Raw genomic sequence first — 15,092 nt, 5'->3', positions numbered from 1 at the left:
CAGGTCATGAAGTGCGTTGTTCAGGCGCTGGCAGCGGCCGCGCTGTTTGCCAGCCCCGTGCTCGCCAGCGAGGCGGGCGATCGGCTGGCCGAGCGGCTCTATGAGGGCACGCTGATCGAGGCGCGGGCAGAGACGTTTGCTGCCTGCGACGGGGGCGAGACCGACGCGTGCTTCGCCGCCGGGATGACCGAGCTGCTGGGCACGATCGAAGGCCTGGCGCAGGACCTCTACCGCTATGGGGCGACGACGCCCGGCACCCCGGCTGCGGCCATGCTGCTCGGCATGGGCGTCGACACCGTTGCGGCACCGGCCAATCCGGCCCCGGAGCAACTCACCTACGAGGCGCTGCGCACTGTGCTGGAAGACTTCGTTGCCGGCATGGACGCTGCCCGCGCGCGCTTCGAAGCCGCTGGCGAGAGCGGCGACTATGTTCTGACCATCGATCCGCTGCGCGTCAGGATCGATTTCAACGGTGACGGCACAGCGGAAGAGGGCGAGACGCTCCGGGCCATGCTCGAGCCGCTCGGCGAATTCGCCACCATCCCGTCACCGGACAAGCCGCCGCCGGGCAAGTCCAAGGGGCGGGCGGAAGCCGAGCCGGTCGACACCACCATCGGCTTTGATCGCGCCGATGCCTGGTGGTTCGCCGGCTACACCCAGATCGTCGCCTCCCCGATCGACCTGCTGCTGGCACATGGTTTTTCGGGGTTCTACGACGCCTATCTGCACCGCGTCTTCCCGATGGCCGGCCTGCCGATGCAGGATTATTCGACCGGCGGCACCCTGTTCATGGATGAGGAAAGCGATGCCTTCCTCGCCGACGTGATCGCCGCCATCCACACGCTCGACTTCCCGGTCACCGACAGCGATCGGTTGGCCGGCGTGCTGGAGCGCCTGAAATCCATCCCGGCGCTGTCGCGGCGCAACTGGGAGGCTATCCTGGCCGAGACCGACGACAACCGCGAACTGGTGCCGTCGCCGCGGCAGACCTCGCTGGTGCCGAACACGCCGGTGACCGAGGAGACCGTCGCCGCCTGGATGGCGACGCTCGACACGGTCGAGCAGATCCTCGCCGGCGAGCTTCTGGTGCCGCACTGGCGCTTCCGGCAGGGCTTTGATCTAGCGGCCTATTTCACCACCGCCGCTGAGACCGACCTGGTGATGCTGCTGACGGGGCAGGGGGCCTTGCCCTATCTCAGGGATGGCCCGATCGCCGACGCCGAGAGTTTCGCCGAGGCCAATCGGGTCTTCGGTACTGAATGGCTCAACTACGTGTTCTGGTTCAACTGATGCGCCACCTTCCTCTCCTCGGCCTGCTGCTGATCGCTGCTCCAGCCGTGGCGGCGCCGATCGCCACCTTTGACGATCCCAAGGCGCTGCTCGAAGCGATCTACGATCAGATCGCCTCCTACGAGGAGAACTGGGAGGATTTCGATCCCGACGCGAGCTTCGATGACAGGCAGGCCTTCTCGCACGACCTGTCGGCGCTGCTGGAGGAGGCCGACCGCGTCGTCAAGGCCGACGGCAGTGAGATGGGCGCGCTCGATTTCTCTCCGTTCATCAACGGTCAGGATTCGGGCGGCATGGCGTTCACCATCGGCGAGCCGAAGGTGAAAGGCGACCGCGCCACCGCCGAGGTCGAGATCACTTTCTTGGGCGAGCCCCACCAGACCATCGGCTTCGAACTCGTCGACGAGGGCCACGATGGCTGGAAGATAGACGACATCATCCTGCCCCCATTCGAAGACGGATTGCCGCTCCGCCTCAGCGATTATCTCGCCGATCCCTTGGCTCCCTAGGAAACCACCATGCGCCTGTTTGCCCTTGCCGCCGCCTTCGTCGCTCTCGCCGTGCCGGCGATGGCGCAGACCTTTGACACGCCGGAGGCGCTGCTCGAGGCCTTCTACGAGCCCTACTTCATCGGCGAGTTCTATGAGGACGAGACCCCCTTCCGGTCCGAAGCGCTGCAGGCGCTCTATGAGCGTGATGCCGAGAATACGCCCGACGGCGAGATGGGGGCGCTCAGCTTCGACCCGTTCATCGATGGGCAGGATTTCGACATCTACGCGTTCAGGATCGAAGCGGTGGCGGTGGATGGCGATCTCGCCACCGCGGGCGTGTCCTTCACCAATTTCGGCGAGCCGCGGCAGTTGGTCTATGACCTGGTGTTAGAAGATGGAGGTTGGCGCATCGACGACGTGGCGTCGGTCACGCCCGGCAACGAGTACCGCCTGAGCGAGATTTTTGCTGACGCAGCGGGCGAGCAGGCGGCCCAATAGACGCCCTGCATAGACGCCGTGTGTCATCCCGCGATCTCAAGATGGACCCCGGCTCAGGGCCGGGGTGACATCGAGTAGGGCGGGGCTGCGGTGTGATGTTTCGGCGTTCGGCGGCGTCTAGATCGCCGCCGTCGCCTCTTTCAGCCAGTCTTTCACCGAGCCCTTCATCTGCGGTCCGATCTCCTTCCACACGCGGGCGTGGAAATCGTTCAGCCATTGGCGCTCCGCCTCGGTCAGCAGCGATGGCTCGATGAGCCGAGTGTCGATCGGCGCCAGGGTTAGCGTCTCGAACTCGAGATAGCCGGGGAAGGCCTCTGCCTCTTTCACCACGATCAGGTTCTCGATGCGGATGCCGTATTCGCCGGCCTTGTAGTAGCCCGGCTCGTTCGACAGCACGTTCCCGGCCTCGAGCGGCAGCGTATAGCGCGAGGAGATGCCCACCGGCCCCTCGTGCACGCCGAGATAGGCGCCGACACCATGGCCGGTGCCGTGATTGTAGGTGATGCCGTCCGCCCACAGGAACTGGCGGGCGAGCACGTCGATCTGCGCGCCGCTGGTGCCCTTGGGGAAGCGCGCGGTGGAGACAGCGATCATGCCCTTGAGTACCCGCGTATAGCGATCCTTCTGCTCCGGCGTAGCCGAGCCGGTGAACAGCGTGCGGGTGATGTCGGTGGTGCCGGACAGGTACTGGGAGCCGCTGTCCACCAGCATCAGCTCACCCGGCTGGAGCCGCCGGTCGGTCTTGGTGCTGACGCGATAATGGACGATGGCGCCGTTGGGGCCGGCGCCGGAGATGGTGTCGAAGCTGGCGTCGACACAGGTCTCTTCCTCGCGGCGGAAGGCTTCCAGGGCCGTGACGATGCCGATCTCGGTGAGTTCGCCCTTTGGCGCCTCGCCATCGAACCAGGCGAGGAACTTGGCAAGGGCCACGCCATCGAGCCGGTGCGCCTCGCGCATGCCGGCGAGTTCGGCTTCGTTCTTGCGTGATTTCGGCAACAGCACCGGATCGCGCTTCTCCACCAGTGTCGCACCGGCCTCGCGCAGGGTGGCAGCGATCGCCTCGGGCGCGGTGGCCGGGTCGATCAGCACGGACTTGCCGCCCTTGCCGAGCCGCTCCAGCGCCGGCAGCAGCATCTTGCTGTTGGCAATGGTGGCGATGCCGTCGAGTGCCTGGCGAATCTCCGGCGTGATCTTGGCGGAGTCGAGATAGAGCGTCGGCTTGCCGCGGCGGGGCACGACGGCGAAGCCCAGCACGAAGGGCGTGTTCGGCACATCGCGTCCGCGCATGTTGAACAGCCAGCAGATCGATTCCGGCAGGGTCAGCACGGCGCTGTCCGCCTTCTCGGTGCCGATCGCCGCCTGGATCTCGGCGATCTTGTCGGTGCTCTCGCGCCCGGCGCGGTTGTGGCCGAGGAACTCCACGGGCGAGACCGGGGCGCCGGGCCGGTCGGTCCAGATCGAATCCACCAGATTGGCGTGTGATACCAGCGTTGCATGGCCGTCGAGCTTGGCCTCGAGGTCCCGCACCTCGCCCGGCGTGTGCAGCCAGGGATCATAGGCGAGCTTGCCGCCCTTCGGCACGTAACGGGTGATCTCCGGCGAGTAGCCGCCCAGGAGCCATTCGTGCACCGTCACCAGCTTCGTGTCGGTCTGCGCCGGCGCCTGTAGCGTGTAGCGGCTGTCAACGAACAGGCCTGCCTTCTTTGCTCCCACCACCGCCACACCGGCCGAGCCGGTGAATCCGGTGACATAGGCCAACCGCGCCTCGCCTGGCGGCACCGACTCGCCGCGATGAGCATCCGCTCGCGGGATCAGGAACGCGTCCACACCTGCTTCGGCTATCGCCTTGCGCAGCGCCGTCAGCCTCGGCTTCACGGTGGCAGGATCGGAGCGCTCCTCAAAGCTCTGGAACTGGGTGGGGGGGAAGCTGGTCTCGGTCATCACATGGTCCTGGCGAGGTGCGCTGCGGGCATGGCTGGCCTTCGGCTTTGGGCCTAGTCCAGCACCCGACGTTTCCTACATGAAGTGGCGAGCCAGGAGAACGAAGATGAGCCAGGACAAGAATTTCTTCCGCCGCGCCGTGGACGCGCTGATCGCCGGCCGCGAGCGTCAGGCCCAACGCATTGTTGAACGCTACCAGCGCGATTTCGACGCCGCCGAGCGCAAGTTTACGAAGCGCTAACGCGCCTTGCGAGAGGCGCAGGGCTGCGTTGCCCGCGAGCCACTTACCCCGGTGATAGGTAAGGCCTAGATAGAGCCCGTGAGACGGGTATGAACATCGCCCGTCCGCGAATGGAGACTGAGATGCCCGAGAACAAGAACAAGTTCAGCAACGCGCTGGGAGCTGTCATTGACGCCCGCGGCCGCGAGTCGAGCCGTCAGGTCCCCAACCGCATGCAGTACCAGCTGCTTGGTGCCTTCACCAAGCGGCCGTAAGGCAGCCAAATCGCTGACGATGCTTGCGATCCCCGAACTTCGTTCGGGGATTTTGCTTTTTGTGCCTCAGCGCTGCTCGAGGATCAGCGTCGACCACTCCTTGCGCTGCAGCTTCTGCACAAGCACCAGCCCCTGACGGCCATAGGCATTGATCACGCCGCGCGCCTGGTGCTCGAGAATCCCGGAAAGGATCACATTGGCGCCACGCTCGGTCACCCGCGCCATGGCCGGCGCCAGCGCCATCAGCGGCCCGGCCAGGATGTTGGCGACGACCAGATCATAGGGGGCATTGCGGGTGATGGTCTGGTGGCTGAGCCCCGTCGCCTCGATGGCATGGACCAGCTTGCCGACGCCATTGAACTCGGCATTCTCCACTGCCGTGCGGACCGCTACCGGATCGATATCGGTGGCCAACACGGGCGTGCGGGTGCGCTTTGCGAGTGCGATCGCCAGCACGCCCGTGCCGGTGCCGACATCCAGCATGGCGCGGGGGCGCCGCCGCTTCAACACGATGTCGATGGCTTCGAGGCACCCGGTGGTGGTCTCATGGTGTCCGGTGCCGAAGGCCTGGGCGGCATCGATGCGCATCGGGGTCAGCCCTCGCGGCACCGGACCCTCATGGTGGCTGCCATAGACATAGAAGCCGCCGGCGGCGACCGGAGCCAGCCCCTCCAGCGACTTTGCCACCCAGTTGACCTCGGGGTCGATCGGATCAACGGCAAACTCCAGCTCCGCGCCGAGCACCTGTCGCGCCAGCTCGCGGAACGCGGCGAGATCGGGCGGGCTGTCACAAGTCGCCTGGAACACCCACTCGCCTGTCGACTCGTCCTCGTGCGCGGAGGCGGTTAGCGCCAGGTCGTCGCGTTCCATCACGGCATCGACCAGCGCGTAGGCCTGATCCTTGGTGAGGGGCACGGAAACCTGGTCAACGGGCATGGGCAGATCCTTGAGTTGGCGCCTAGTTGCGCCAATCGCCTGCGGAGGTCAATGTGCGTTCTCCCCGAGCGAGGAGAGCCGGATGTATGGACTGATCGGACGCATGCTTGCCGCCCCCGGCAAGCGCGAGGAGTTGCTGGCCATCTTGCTGAACGGCAACACGCCCATGCCGGGCTGCCGCAGTTATGTGATCGCCCGCGATCCCGCCAGCGAGGACGGCATCTGGATCACCGAGGTCTGGGACAGCAAGGAGCAGCACGCGGCTTCCCTGGATATCCCCGCCGTGCGCGAGACCATCAGCAAGGCAAGGCCGCTGATCGCCGGCTTTGCCGAGCGGTTCGAAACCGAGCCGCTCGGCGGCACCGGGGTCTAGAGCCGCACCGCGGTGCCGGTGACCGAGACCATCAGCATCGAGCCCTGGCCGCCGACCACCTCATAGTCGAGATCGACGCCGATCACTGCGTCGGCGCCGATCCGCTCCGCCTCGTATTGCAGCTCTTCGTAGGCCTGCCGGCGGGCGTCACGCAGGGCGCCCTCATAGGCACCGGCCCGGCCACCGACGATGTCGCGGATGCCGGCGAACAGGTCCTTGAAGATATTGGCGCCGACGATCACCTCGCCGGTGACCAGCCCCAGATACTCACGGATCGGGCGGCCTTCGAGGGTGTGGGTGGTCGAGATGATCATGGGGTGCTCCCTGTGTGTGCAGGGAGCACATAAGTAGCGCGAGCTTCAGCTTAAAGGTCGCGCCCCCTCAAGCCTTGCTGACGAAACTCTCCAGCACCTTCTTGCGGCCGGCCTTGTCGAAATCGATGGTCAGCTTGTTGCCCTCGATGGCGCTGATCTCGCCATAGCCGAACTTGAGGTGGAAGACGCGCTGGCCGGTCTCGTAGGGCGAGCGGTCGCTGCCGATGTCCACGGAGCGGGCCACCAGTTCGCCCTCGATGGTGAGCGGACCGCCGCCCTTGCGCGAGGATTGCTGCGCCTTGGCGCGCTGCCAGCCCGGAGTGTTGTAGACGCTCTCGAATGGGTCGGCGAAATTGAAGCGGCCAGCCGCGCCGCCGCCATAGGTGTAGCCGCCATAGCCGGAGCCGGTGTCCTTGACGTCCACCACCTCGGGCGGCAGTTCGTCGATGAAGCGCGAGGGCAGGGCGGATTGCCACAGCCCGCGGATACGCCGGTTCTGCGCCATCGACAGCCGCACCCGCTTCTTGCCGCGGGTGATGCCGACATAGGCGAGGCGGCGCTCCTCCTCGAGGCCGGCGCGACCGAGTTCGTCCATGCTGCGCTGCGAGGGGAACAGCCCCTCTTCCCAGCCGGGCAGGAACACGGTGTCGTATTCGAGCCCCTTGGCCGAGTGGAGGGTCATGATGGTGACGGCGTCCTCCGCCTCGACCGTATCGCGGTCCATCACCAGCGAGATGTGTTCCAGAAACCCGCCTAGCGTCTCGAACTCCTCCATCGAGCGCACGAGTTCCTTGAGGTTTTCCAGACGCCCCGGCGAATCCGGCGATTTGTCCGCCTGCCACATGGCGGTGTAGCCGCTTTCGTCCAGCACCTGTTCGGCGAGTTCGTAGTGCGGCAGGCCTTGCAGCCGCGCCGACCAGTCATCGAATTGCGCCAGCAATTCGCGCAGCGTGGTGCGCTGCTTTGGCTTCAGTTCCTCGGTCTCGAGCAGCATGCGGGTCGCCGAGACCAGGTTGGTGTTCGCCGCGCGCGCGGTGTTGTGCAGCAACTGCACGGTCGAATCCCCGAGGCCGCGCTTGGGCACGTTGACGATGCGCTCGAAGCTGAGGCTGTCCGCCGGGTTGGCGATAACCCGGAGATAGGCGATGGCGTCGCGGATTTCCTTACGCTCATAGAAGCGCGGCCCGCCGATGACGCGGTAGTTCAGCCCGAGAGTAATGAACCGCTCTTCGAGTTCGCGCATCTGGTGCGAGGCGCGAACCAGGATCGCCATCGAGTTCAGCGATTCTCCCTGGCGCTGGTACTGCTCGATCTCCTCGCCGATCTGCCGCGCTTCTTCCTCGCTGTCCCAAACGGAGGTGACGGTGAGCTTCTCGCCCGTCTCGCCCACATCGGTCTGCAGCGTCTTGCCGAGCCGGCTTTCGTTGTTGGCAATCAGGGTCGAGGCGGCCTTGAGGATATTCGAGGTCGAGCGGTAGTTGCGCTCGAGCTTGATCACCTTGGCGCCGGGGAAATCCTTCTCGAAGCGGAGGATGTTGTCGACCTCGGCGCCGCGCCAGCCATAGATCGACTGGTCGTCGTCGCCGACCACGCAGATATTGGCCTCGCTCGCGGGTTTTCCCTGCGCCAGGAGCCGCAGCCAGAGATACTGGGCGACGTTGCTGTCCTGGTACTCGTCCACCAGCATGTATTTGAACTGCCGGTGATAATGGGCGAGCACGTCGGGATATTCGCGGAAGATGCGGATGTTCTCGAGCAGCAGGTCGCCGAAATCGGCGGCGTTCAGCACCTTCAACCGGGCCTGGTAGTCGGCATAGAGCCGGGTGCCTCGACCGTTCGCGAAACTGCCACTGTCAGCCGGGGATACGTCCTTGGGCAGCAGTCCGCGGTTCTTCCAGGTGTCGAGCATGTTGGCGAACTGCCGCGCCGGCCAGCGCTTCTCGTCGATGTTCTCGGCGTCGAGGAGCTGCTTGATCAGCCGGATCTGATCGTCGGTGTCGAGAATGGTGAAGTCGGACTTGAGGTCCGCAAGCTCGGCATGGCGGCGCAGGATGCGGGCACCGATGGAGTGGAAGGTGCCGAGCCACGGCATTCCTTCCACGGTCGAGCCTACCAGCTTGCCGATGCGCTCCTTCATCTCGCGCGCGGCCTTGTTGGTGAAAGTCACCGACAGGATTTCGCTGCCGCGCGCCTTCCGCTCCGTCAGGATGTGGGCGATGCGGGTGGTCAGCACGCGCGTCTTGCCGGTGCCGGCGCCGGCCAGCACCAGCAGCGGACCCTCGGTGGTCAGCACCGCCTCGCGCTGTTCGTCGTTCAGGCCCTTGAGGTAGTCAAGCTTCGCCTGGGCGCGCGCCAATTGGCTGGTGATCGGCCCCGGCGCAGGGCGCTCGAGCGGATTGGCAGGTGAGGGCATTCAGGGCCTTTCCTCTGCGCCGGGCCGGCAGAACGGCCGCGCAGCGCGGGGATTGACGAATCTCATTTTGTTCTCGCTGCAATATAGGCGCCGGAGCCGCCGCTGTATAGAACGCGGGCGCGTCACCGATCCGTCATTGCCGCTCGGGAAATCCGGTCCTTGGCGGGCTTGCGCAGGGGCGCGCCATGCCTACACTGCCGCAACGGACAAGGGTGAACCGGCGTCGTGCTCAACCGCATCTACATCATCGTCGGCACGCTGGCGATCATCGTGCTCGCCGGCGCCTTCATCGTGCCCCGCTTCATCCAGTGGGGCGATTATCGCGTCCGCATGGAAGAGCTCGCCTCCGGCATGCTCGGCACGCCCGTCACCATCCGCGGTGATATCGACTTCTCCCTGCTGCCGCAGCCGCGGCTGGTCTTCACCAATGTGCTGGTCGGCTCCCCGGAAGAGCCGGCGGCTACGGTCGACACGGTCGAGGCCGAGTTCTCGCTCCTGGACTTTCTGCGCGACAATTACGTGCTGACCAGCTTCCTGCTGGATGGGCCGGTGGTCGATTTCACCATCGATGAGAGCGGCCTGTTCGGCAGCGGGGTGACCCTGGCCTCGGACGACAACGGCGTTGGCCTGGGCGAGACGGAAATCCGCAACGGCACACTGCGCCTGTTCGATCGCCGGACCGAGCAGACCTTCGAGACGACCCGCCTCGATGGGCAGTTGCGCCTGTCGGGGATGAGCGGCCCGCTGCAGTTCCAGGGGGCCGGCAACTACCATGGCGAGCGCTATTCGGTGCGCATGAACTCGTCAGCGCCCGACGAGGCGGGTGCATCGCGCGTTTCGGCCTTCATCAATCCGCAGAGCGGCGCCTTCTCCTTTGCCACCGAGGGCACGCTGGTGCCCGGCATAGCACCGAAGTTCGATGGTACGCTCACCTTCCGGCAGCGGCCGCCCGCTGCGGACGCCGCCGAAGACATCCGCGGCGATCTGATCCTAGAGGCGCAGGTATCCGGCTCCACAGACCGGATCGTCCTTTCCAGTTACACCCTGCAGCCGGACGAAAACCGCGCTGGCACCCGCCTGACCGGGGCTGCCAGTATCCAGCTCGGCGAACGCCTCGGCTTCGATGCGGTGGTCTCGGGCGGGGTGTTCTCGTTGCCGCCACGCGATGCCAACGAGAACCCGGCTGACCACCCCTACGAGATCGTGCGCATGCTGGCCGAATTGCCCGCCCCGCCGCTGCCACCGATCCCGGGCCGCATCGGGCTCGATCTCGCCGAAGTCGGGCTCAGGGCTTTCGCCCTGCGCGACGTGCGTCTCGACGCCCGCAGCGAGGGCGATCGCTGGCTGATCGAGAGCTTCGAGGCGCAACTGCCGGGGGACACGAGCGTGTCGCTAAGCGGCACCCTCCTGGCCGAAGGCGACCGGCCCGCCTTCACCGGCGATGCCAGCGTCATCAGCCAGCGGGTCGACGCACTGGCGACGCTCTGGCGGCGTCCGGGCGGGGACAATGTGTTGTTCGGCGTTCCGGCAAGCCTCACGGGACGGGTGCTGCTGGCAGCGGATGCGCTGGGGATACTGGGGGCGACGCTGACAGTGGGAAGCGAGTCTGCTGCGGCAGAACTCCGCCTCGGCTTCGGGGATGAGAAGCGGCTCGACCTGACCGTCCATTTCGGCGAGTTGGACACGAGCCACAGTGCTTATGTGGCCGCGCTTCTGCCGAACATCTCGGCGGACCCGAGCTTCCGCACCAGTTTTCCCGCCGGCAGCTTCACCCTGGCCGCCGATGCGGCGCAAGTGTTGGGCCAGCCGGGACTGGATCTCCATGCAGAGGGCGTCTGGTCCGGTGGCACAATGCGGTTTGAGCGTCTTGCCGCAGCCGACTGGGGCGGCGTCACCGTTGATGTCGCCGGGGAGGTCGGGGGATCGCTCGACTCGTTGGTGCTATCCGGCTCCGGCACCTTAGCCGCCGAGACCGCCTCGGCACCGGGTCTGACTGCAGTCTACGACGCATTGAGCGTGCCGGCGGCGTGGCGCACGGCCCTGGCGCGATCACTGCCAGCCGAACTGGCCTTCGATCTCGAGCCGCCCGGCGATAATGGCGGCCAGACGGTGACCGTGCGAGGGCCGTTGGGCCGTGGCGAACTCTACCTGCGGGCCAATCTAGCCGCCGGCATCTCCGGCCTGGCTCAGGCACCCTTGCGTGTCACGGCCTCGCTCGAAGGGGACCGTGGCGCCGAATTGGCCGAGCAGTTGGGGTTCGGTAACGCGACGCCGTTCCGCGGTGGGGACGCCGTGCTGGTCAGCGCGTCACTCGAGGGCTCTGCCGCCGACGGCTTCGCCGCCCAACTCACCGGCAGCCGCGCCGACTCCAGTCTCGGCTTTTCCGGCCGGGTGTCGATCGCAGCGGATGGGGTTCTCGAGGGGAGCGGCACGGTTTCCGCGCGAGGTGTCGACGCCACTGCCATTGCGGCCTGGGCAGGCGCTACAGGGATTGACCTGCCGGTCATGTCGGGAACCGCCAAGCTCGCCTTCACCGGCAACAGCGACATTCAGCTCACCGAGCTTGCGGGTGAAAGCGGCGGCAGCGCGGTTTCCGGCGCGCTGACACTCAGCCGCACTGCCGGTTCGGCCGTGGTCTCGGGCGAGCTCGAAATGGAGCGGATGACCGGCGACAGCCTTGCCACCGCGATCTTCGGGTCAGCCGCGCTGATCCCCGGCCTCGATGTCTGGCCCGAAGGGCCGATCGACATCGGTTCGGAGCCCCGCACCTCACGCGGCACGGTGACGCTGACCGCGCCGGTGCTCGCGGTGGGACCGCAGGAATGGTCCGACGCCCGCGTGGACTTCGGCTGGGATGAAACGCGGCTCCGACTGGCACGGCTCCGAGCCGGACTGGGTGAGGGGAGCCTCGAGACCGACATCACCGTCTGCTGCTCGGGCCCGCTGCCGCAGAAAACGGTGACGGCGCGCGCCAGCCTGGCCGGTGTTGAGCTCGACAGCATCGCGCCGCCCGCAGTTGGGGCCTCGATCGGCGGTCGCCTCGACGGTGTCATTCAGGTCGAGGGCACCGGCGCCAGCCTTGCCAGCGTGCTGGGTTCTGCCGCCGGCGAAGGCAGCTTCACCATTGCCGATTTCACCGCCAACCAATTGGCGCCTGCGGTGTTCCCGGCGCTGGCCGAGATCGAGGACGCCCTCAACCTCGAGGCGGAAACTCTGGAAGCCATCATTGCCGTGTCGCTGGGGCAGGGACCCTTCACCGCCTCAACGGCCAACGGTGCCTTCACCATCGCCGGTGGAGCACTGCGGCTCGCCAATTTCATCGTTGAAGGGCAGGGCGGGCTGATCTCGGGCAGCCTCACCACCAATCTGCGCACACTCGGGCTCGACGGCACCTTCGTGCTCACTCCGCGCGACTTCACCGATCCCGAGGGTCTGGTGCAGGCGGATACAGCCCGCATCCTGACCCGGATCGCGGGGACGGCTTTGCAGCCGGAGATCACGCTCGATCTCGCCGAGATGGTCGCGGCCATTCAGGTCCGCGCCAACGAGCTGGAGGTGGAAAGACTGGAACAGTTGCGCATAGAGGACGAGGAACGCCAGCGGGCCGCGGCGGAGGAGCGCAATCGGCTGATCGAACTGCAGCGTCAGCAGGCGGAGGAGGAGGCTGCGCGGCGGGCGGCAGAGGAAGCAGCAGCCGCCGCCGCAGCGCAACCACCGGCGCCGGCACCAGCCCCAACTTCTCCGTCGATTACCACCCTGCCGCCGCCCAATACGGAACTCGGACCGCTCACCCTTCCGCCGCCGACGATCAACCAGCCGCTGGGGCCGGGCGTGAACCAGCCGTTCTAACCGCCGGTTACAGCCCGGTCCTGGTACCAGCGCAGCACGGCAAGCCGCGCGGCCGAGGACAGGTTTGCCGTCGTGCGGCGCTCGTCGATGTCACGGATCAGGGCGGCCAGAGAAAGGTCCCGTTCGGCCGCCATTGTCTCGAGGGCGGTCCAGAATTCGGGTTCGAGGGCCATGGAGGTGCGGTGGCCGGCGATGGAGAGGGAACGTTTCTCCATCAGCGCGGCGTCAGGGCTTCTTGCGGAAAGCGTCGAGGCTGACGACCTTTTCGCCCTCGGCGACCTGTGCTTCGGTCTCGACGCCAGCGTCGGCCGCCTCCTCATCGACGGCTGTAGCCGGAGCGGTGGCAGGATCGAACTGGAGTCCGAACTGGACCGATGGGTCGAAGAAGCCCTTGATGGCAGCGAACGGGATCACCAGGATCTCGGGCTGGCCATCGAAGCTGAGGCCGACCTCGAAGCCGGTCTCGGTGACCTTGAGGTCCCAGTACTGGTTCTGGATGACGATGGTCATTTCCTTGTCGTACTGGCTGAGCAATTTCTCGCTCAGGCGCACGCCGGGGGCGCGAGTGACGAAGGAAATAAAGAAATGGTGGTCGCCGGGCAGGCCGGTCTTGGCGACCTCGGCCAGCACCTTGCGTACGACGCCGCGGAGCGCTTCCTGGGCAAGAATGTCATAACGCAGGTGATCTTCGGCCATCGGCAACCTCGATTGGAACGCAGCGGAGGGCGAATCCGCCCGGCCATATCAGCCCCAGCACTCGAAGGATTTCAAGCGCAAAGGCCGTGAGGAAGGGAAACGCGGAAGTGCAGGCTTCTGTTGCCAGGTGCCTGCGAACCCCGCCTGTCACCCGGCTAGGGGTGGAGGACTTAATTTCCCAGTGCTAGCACCGCTTACGCGGCGAGAGCGACCGGAGCCTTATGGTTGTCATTAGCAACTATAAGTTTCGGACCGATAACGGTGGTACCTCACCGAGCAAAAGCAAACCCTTTACGCCCTTGTCGATCCTGTTTCGCCCCCGAACGTCCCGCCGCGACGGGTATTTGGTGGAGGCGCCGGGTACTGCCCCCGGGTCCAACGGGTTTATTACGATAGCCGTTTATTGCCATAGCCCTTACGGGCAAGTCCTATATAGGCAAGCCCTGTCCCGGATGCAAACCCTCACCCTCAAATTGAGGGCGGATTAACTCCGAATCGGCACCATCCGCCCTCCACCGGAGGAGGTGCGGGATGGCTGGACGCGGCAGAGCCCTTCGCTACAGGAGCAGACGGCGGGGCTGGCTCGACACGCTGCCCCTGCTGCCCTTCACTCTGCTGGCGCTCGGCCTCGGTGGCGGCGGCACCATGATCCTGCGCGAGAGCGGGCTCGCCGACTGGCTGCTGGGCTCGCCCGCCGGAAGTGCCGCGCCCACGGTGTCGCGCAGCTTCCCGGTTTGCGCCGGCGGCGCCCGCATCACCTGCGTCGTCGATGGCGACACCTTTTGGCTCGATGGGGTGAAATTCCGCATCGCCGACATCAACACGCCCGAAACCAGCCAGCCGCAATGCGCGGCCGAGGCGGCGCTGGGCCGGCAAGCGACCGGGCGCCTCGCGCAACTGCTAAGCGAGGCGCCGTTCACGCTCGAGCCGGCCGATCGCGACGAGGACCGCTATGGCCGCAAGCTCCGCATCGCCATGCGCGACGGGCAATCTGTCGGTGGCATGCTGGTGAGCGAAGGGCTGGCCCACCAATGGCGGGGCCGGATGGAGAGCTGGTGCTAGCTCAGCCGTTCCACTTCATGCCCATATAGACGCCGCCGGCCTCCAACTCCTCGAGCATCTGATTGAGGTGCTTCTGCTTGGTCTCCTCGCGCTTCACCTTGTTGATCCACAAGAGGTAGTCGTTGCGCTGGTAGGGCGGTCGCGCCTCGTACTTCTCCACCAGGCCACGCTCCTCCAGCGCCTCGCGCACGAAGTCCGGCATCGGCTCGCGCGGGCGGAGCGGTCGCAGGCGCGGGCTCACGGCAGCACCACCTGCGCTTCGATCTCGATCAGGTAGTCCGGATGCGCCAGCCCGGCGACGAACAACGCCGTCACTGTCGGTGGATTGGGCCGCTGACCCCACACCTTCATCCAGGCCGCGAAGCCCGCCCGCAGGTCGACGCCCTGCTGGATGATGAGGGTGACCTTCACCAGGTCCTCGAGTCTGCCACCGGCCGCATCGATCACCGTGAGCATGTTGGCGATCGCCTGCTCGGTTTGCCGGCCGATATCGCCCTTGCCGACGATCTCGCCCTCGGCATTCACCGCATTCTGGCCGCCCACCAGCAGCATGCGCGCCCCGGCAGGAGTGATGATCCCCTGCGAAAAGGCAGGATTGCTGTGCATGCCTTCGGGGTTGAGATGTTCGATCTGCATCGGATCCTCCTTTATCGGGCCGCAGGCTAGCACCATGCTGCTGACAGCGCATGGCACCGGACTCGACGGTATTAGAATACCAAATCTGTGCGCACCTG

Annotated in this window: 16 protein-coding genes and 1 other RNA gene; 8 read left to right on the top strand and 9 right to left on the bottom strand. The window is 66.1% G+C overall.

The annotated features are described in order from the left end of the window. The first annotated feature begins 6 nt into the window (after window positions 1-6). From ACFSX5_RS02610 to ACFSX5_RS02600, 3 genes are read left to right on the top strand one after another with little or no spacing between them, the layout of a single operon-like run. On the top strand, window positions 7-1,290 hold the full coding sequence (locus ACFSX5_RS02610; RefSeq protein ID WP_386831501.1) for a hypothetical protein: 1,284 nt from the start codon (window positions 7-9) through the stop codon (window positions 1,288-1,290). Continuing rightward, complete coding sequence (locus tag ACFSX5_RS02605) at window positions 1,290-1,799, top strand: hypothetical protein (protein WP_386831499.1); 510 nt, start codon at window positions 1,290-1,292, stop codon at window positions 1,797-1,799. Before ACFSX5_RS02610 ends, ACFSX5_RS02605 begins: the two co-directional genes overlap by 1 nt. A gap of 9 nt (window positions 1,800-1,808) precedes the next feature. Next, window positions 1,809-2,279: a DUF3828 domain-containing protein gene (locus ACFSX5_RS02600; protein ID WP_386831497.1), complete on the top strand. Its 471-nt coding sequence runs from the start codon at window positions 1,809-1,811 to the stop codon at window positions 2,277-2,279. Between the two features lie 117 nt (window positions 2,280-2,396). Here the strand turns inward: ACFSX5_RS02600 and ACFSX5_RS02595 are convergent, their stop codons facing one another. Continuing rightward, window positions 2,397-4,220 carry an aminopeptidase P family protein gene (locus ACFSX5_RS02595; RefSeq protein ID WP_386831495.1) on the bottom strand — a complete coding sequence of 608 codons (1,824 nt, stop codon included), beginning with the start codon at window positions 4,218-4,220 and terminating at the stop codon, window positions 2,397-2,399. 106 nt (window positions 4,221-4,326) lie between these two features. On the opposite strand from ACFSX5_RS02595, the gene ACFSX5_RS02590 reads away from it, so the two are divergent. Together ACFSX5_RS02590 and ACFSX5_RS02585 are read left to right on the top strand one after the other, a co-directional pair. Next, window positions 4,327-4,461, top strand: a complete 135-nt coding sequence (locus tag ACFSX5_RS02590; protein ID WP_386831493.1) for a hypothetical protein — start codon at window positions 4,327-4,329, stop codon at window positions 4,459-4,461. A 122-nt stretch (window positions 4,462-4,583) separates the two neighbouring features. Further along, window positions 4,584-4,715, top strand: a complete 132-nt coding sequence (locus ACFSX5_RS02585; protein WP_386831491.1) for a hypothetical protein — start codon at window positions 4,584-4,586, stop codon at window positions 4,713-4,715. A gap of 66 nt (window positions 4,716-4,781) precedes the next feature. Here the strand turns inward: ACFSX5_RS02585 and ACFSX5_RS02580 are convergent, their stop codons facing one another. After that, complete coding sequence (locus ACFSX5_RS02580; protein ID WP_386831489.1) at window positions 4,782-5,651, bottom strand: 50S ribosomal protein L11 methyltransferase; 870 nt, start codon at window positions 5,649-5,651, stop codon at window positions 4,782-4,784. A gap of 82 nt (window positions 5,652-5,733) precedes the next feature. Here ACFSX5_RS02580 and ACFSX5_RS02575 point away from each other — a divergent pair, with 82 nt between their 5' ends. Continuing rightward, window positions 5,734-6,024 carry a putative quinol monooxygenase gene (locus ACFSX5_RS02575; protein ID WP_386831487.1) on the top strand — a complete coding sequence of 97 codons (291 nt, stop codon included), beginning with the start codon at window positions 5,734-5,736 and terminating at the stop codon, window positions 6,022-6,024. Here the strand turns inward: ACFSX5_RS02575 and ACFSX5_RS02570 are convergent. Continuing rightward, entirely contained in the window at window positions 6,021-6,338 is a 318-nt protein-coding gene (locus ACFSX5_RS02570; RefSeq protein ID WP_386831486.1) for a heavy metal-binding domain-containing protein, read from the bottom strand. The two genes, ACFSX5_RS02575 and ACFSX5_RS02570, sit on opposite strands and share 4 nt — an antisense overlap. A gap of 67 nt (window positions 6,339-6,405) precedes the next feature. After that, entirely contained in the window at window positions 6,406-8,751 is a 2,346-nt protein-coding gene (locus ACFSX5_RS02565) for an ATP-dependent helicase (RefSeq protein ID WP_386831484.1), read from the bottom strand. A gap of 225 nt (window positions 8,752-8,976) precedes the next feature. Between ACFSX5_RS02565 and ACFSX5_RS02560 the strand changes: the two genes are divergently transcribed. Continuing rightward, window positions 8,977-12,600 (top strand): AsmA family protein, encoded by a 3,624-nt coding sequence (locus ACFSX5_RS02560; protein ID WP_386831480.1) that lies wholly within the window; start codon window positions 8,977-8,979, stop codon window positions 12,598-12,600. Here the strand turns inward: ACFSX5_RS02560 and ACFSX5_RS02555 are convergent. The 3 genes from ACFSX5_RS02555 to ssrA form a co-directional block, all read right to left on the bottom strand. After that, the gene (locus ACFSX5_RS02555) at window positions 12,597-12,815 is read right to left on the bottom strand and encodes a ribbon-helix-helix domain-containing protein (RefSeq protein ID WP_386831478.1); all 219 of its coding nucleotides are present in this window, start codon (window positions 12,813-12,815) and stop codon (window positions 12,597-12,599) included. The genes ACFSX5_RS02560 and ACFSX5_RS02555 overlap by 4 nt on opposite strands. Window positions 12,816-12,825: 10 nt before the next feature. After that, window positions 12,826-13,296 (bottom strand): SspB family protein, encoded by a 471-nt coding sequence (locus ACFSX5_RS02550; RefSeq protein WP_386831476.1) that lies wholly within the window; start codon window positions 13,294-13,296, stop codon window positions 12,826-12,828. A 106-nt stretch (window positions 13,297-13,402) separates the two neighbouring features. Continuing rightward, window positions 13,403-13,758, bottom strand: a transfer-messenger RNA (tmRNA) gene (gene ssrA / locus ACFSX5_RS02545). Window positions 13,759-13,827: 69 nt separating this feature from the next. Here ssrA and ACFSX5_RS02540 point away from each other — a divergent pair. Next, a complete protein-coding gene (locus ACFSX5_RS02540) occupies window positions 13,828-14,358 on the top strand; it encodes a thermonuclease family protein (RefSeq protein WP_386831474.1) in 531 nt (176 codons plus the stop codon). 1 nt (window position 14,359) lies between these two features. On the opposite strand, the gene ACFSX5_RS02535 is transcribed toward ACFSX5_RS02540, so the two are convergent. Next, entirely contained in the window at window positions 14,360-14,599 is a 240-nt protein-coding gene (locus ACFSX5_RS02535; protein WP_386831473.1) for a YdeI/OmpD-associated family protein, read from the bottom strand. Then, complete coding sequence (locus ACFSX5_RS02530; RefSeq protein ID WP_386831471.1) at window positions 14,596-14,994, bottom strand: RidA family protein; 399 nt, start codon at window positions 14,992-14,994, stop codon at window positions 14,596-14,598. The genes ACFSX5_RS02535 and ACFSX5_RS02530 overlap by 4 nt, the downstream gene beginning before the upstream one ends. Between the last annotated feature and the right edge of the window lie 98 nt (window positions 14,995-15,092).

The organism is Devosia albogilva, from assembly GCF_042685625.1.
GTDB lineage: Bacteria > Pseudomonadota > Alphaproteobacteria > Rhizobiales > Devosiaceae > Devosia > Devosia albogilva.
This window is presented reverse-complemented; position numbering and strand designations above follow the sequence as displayed.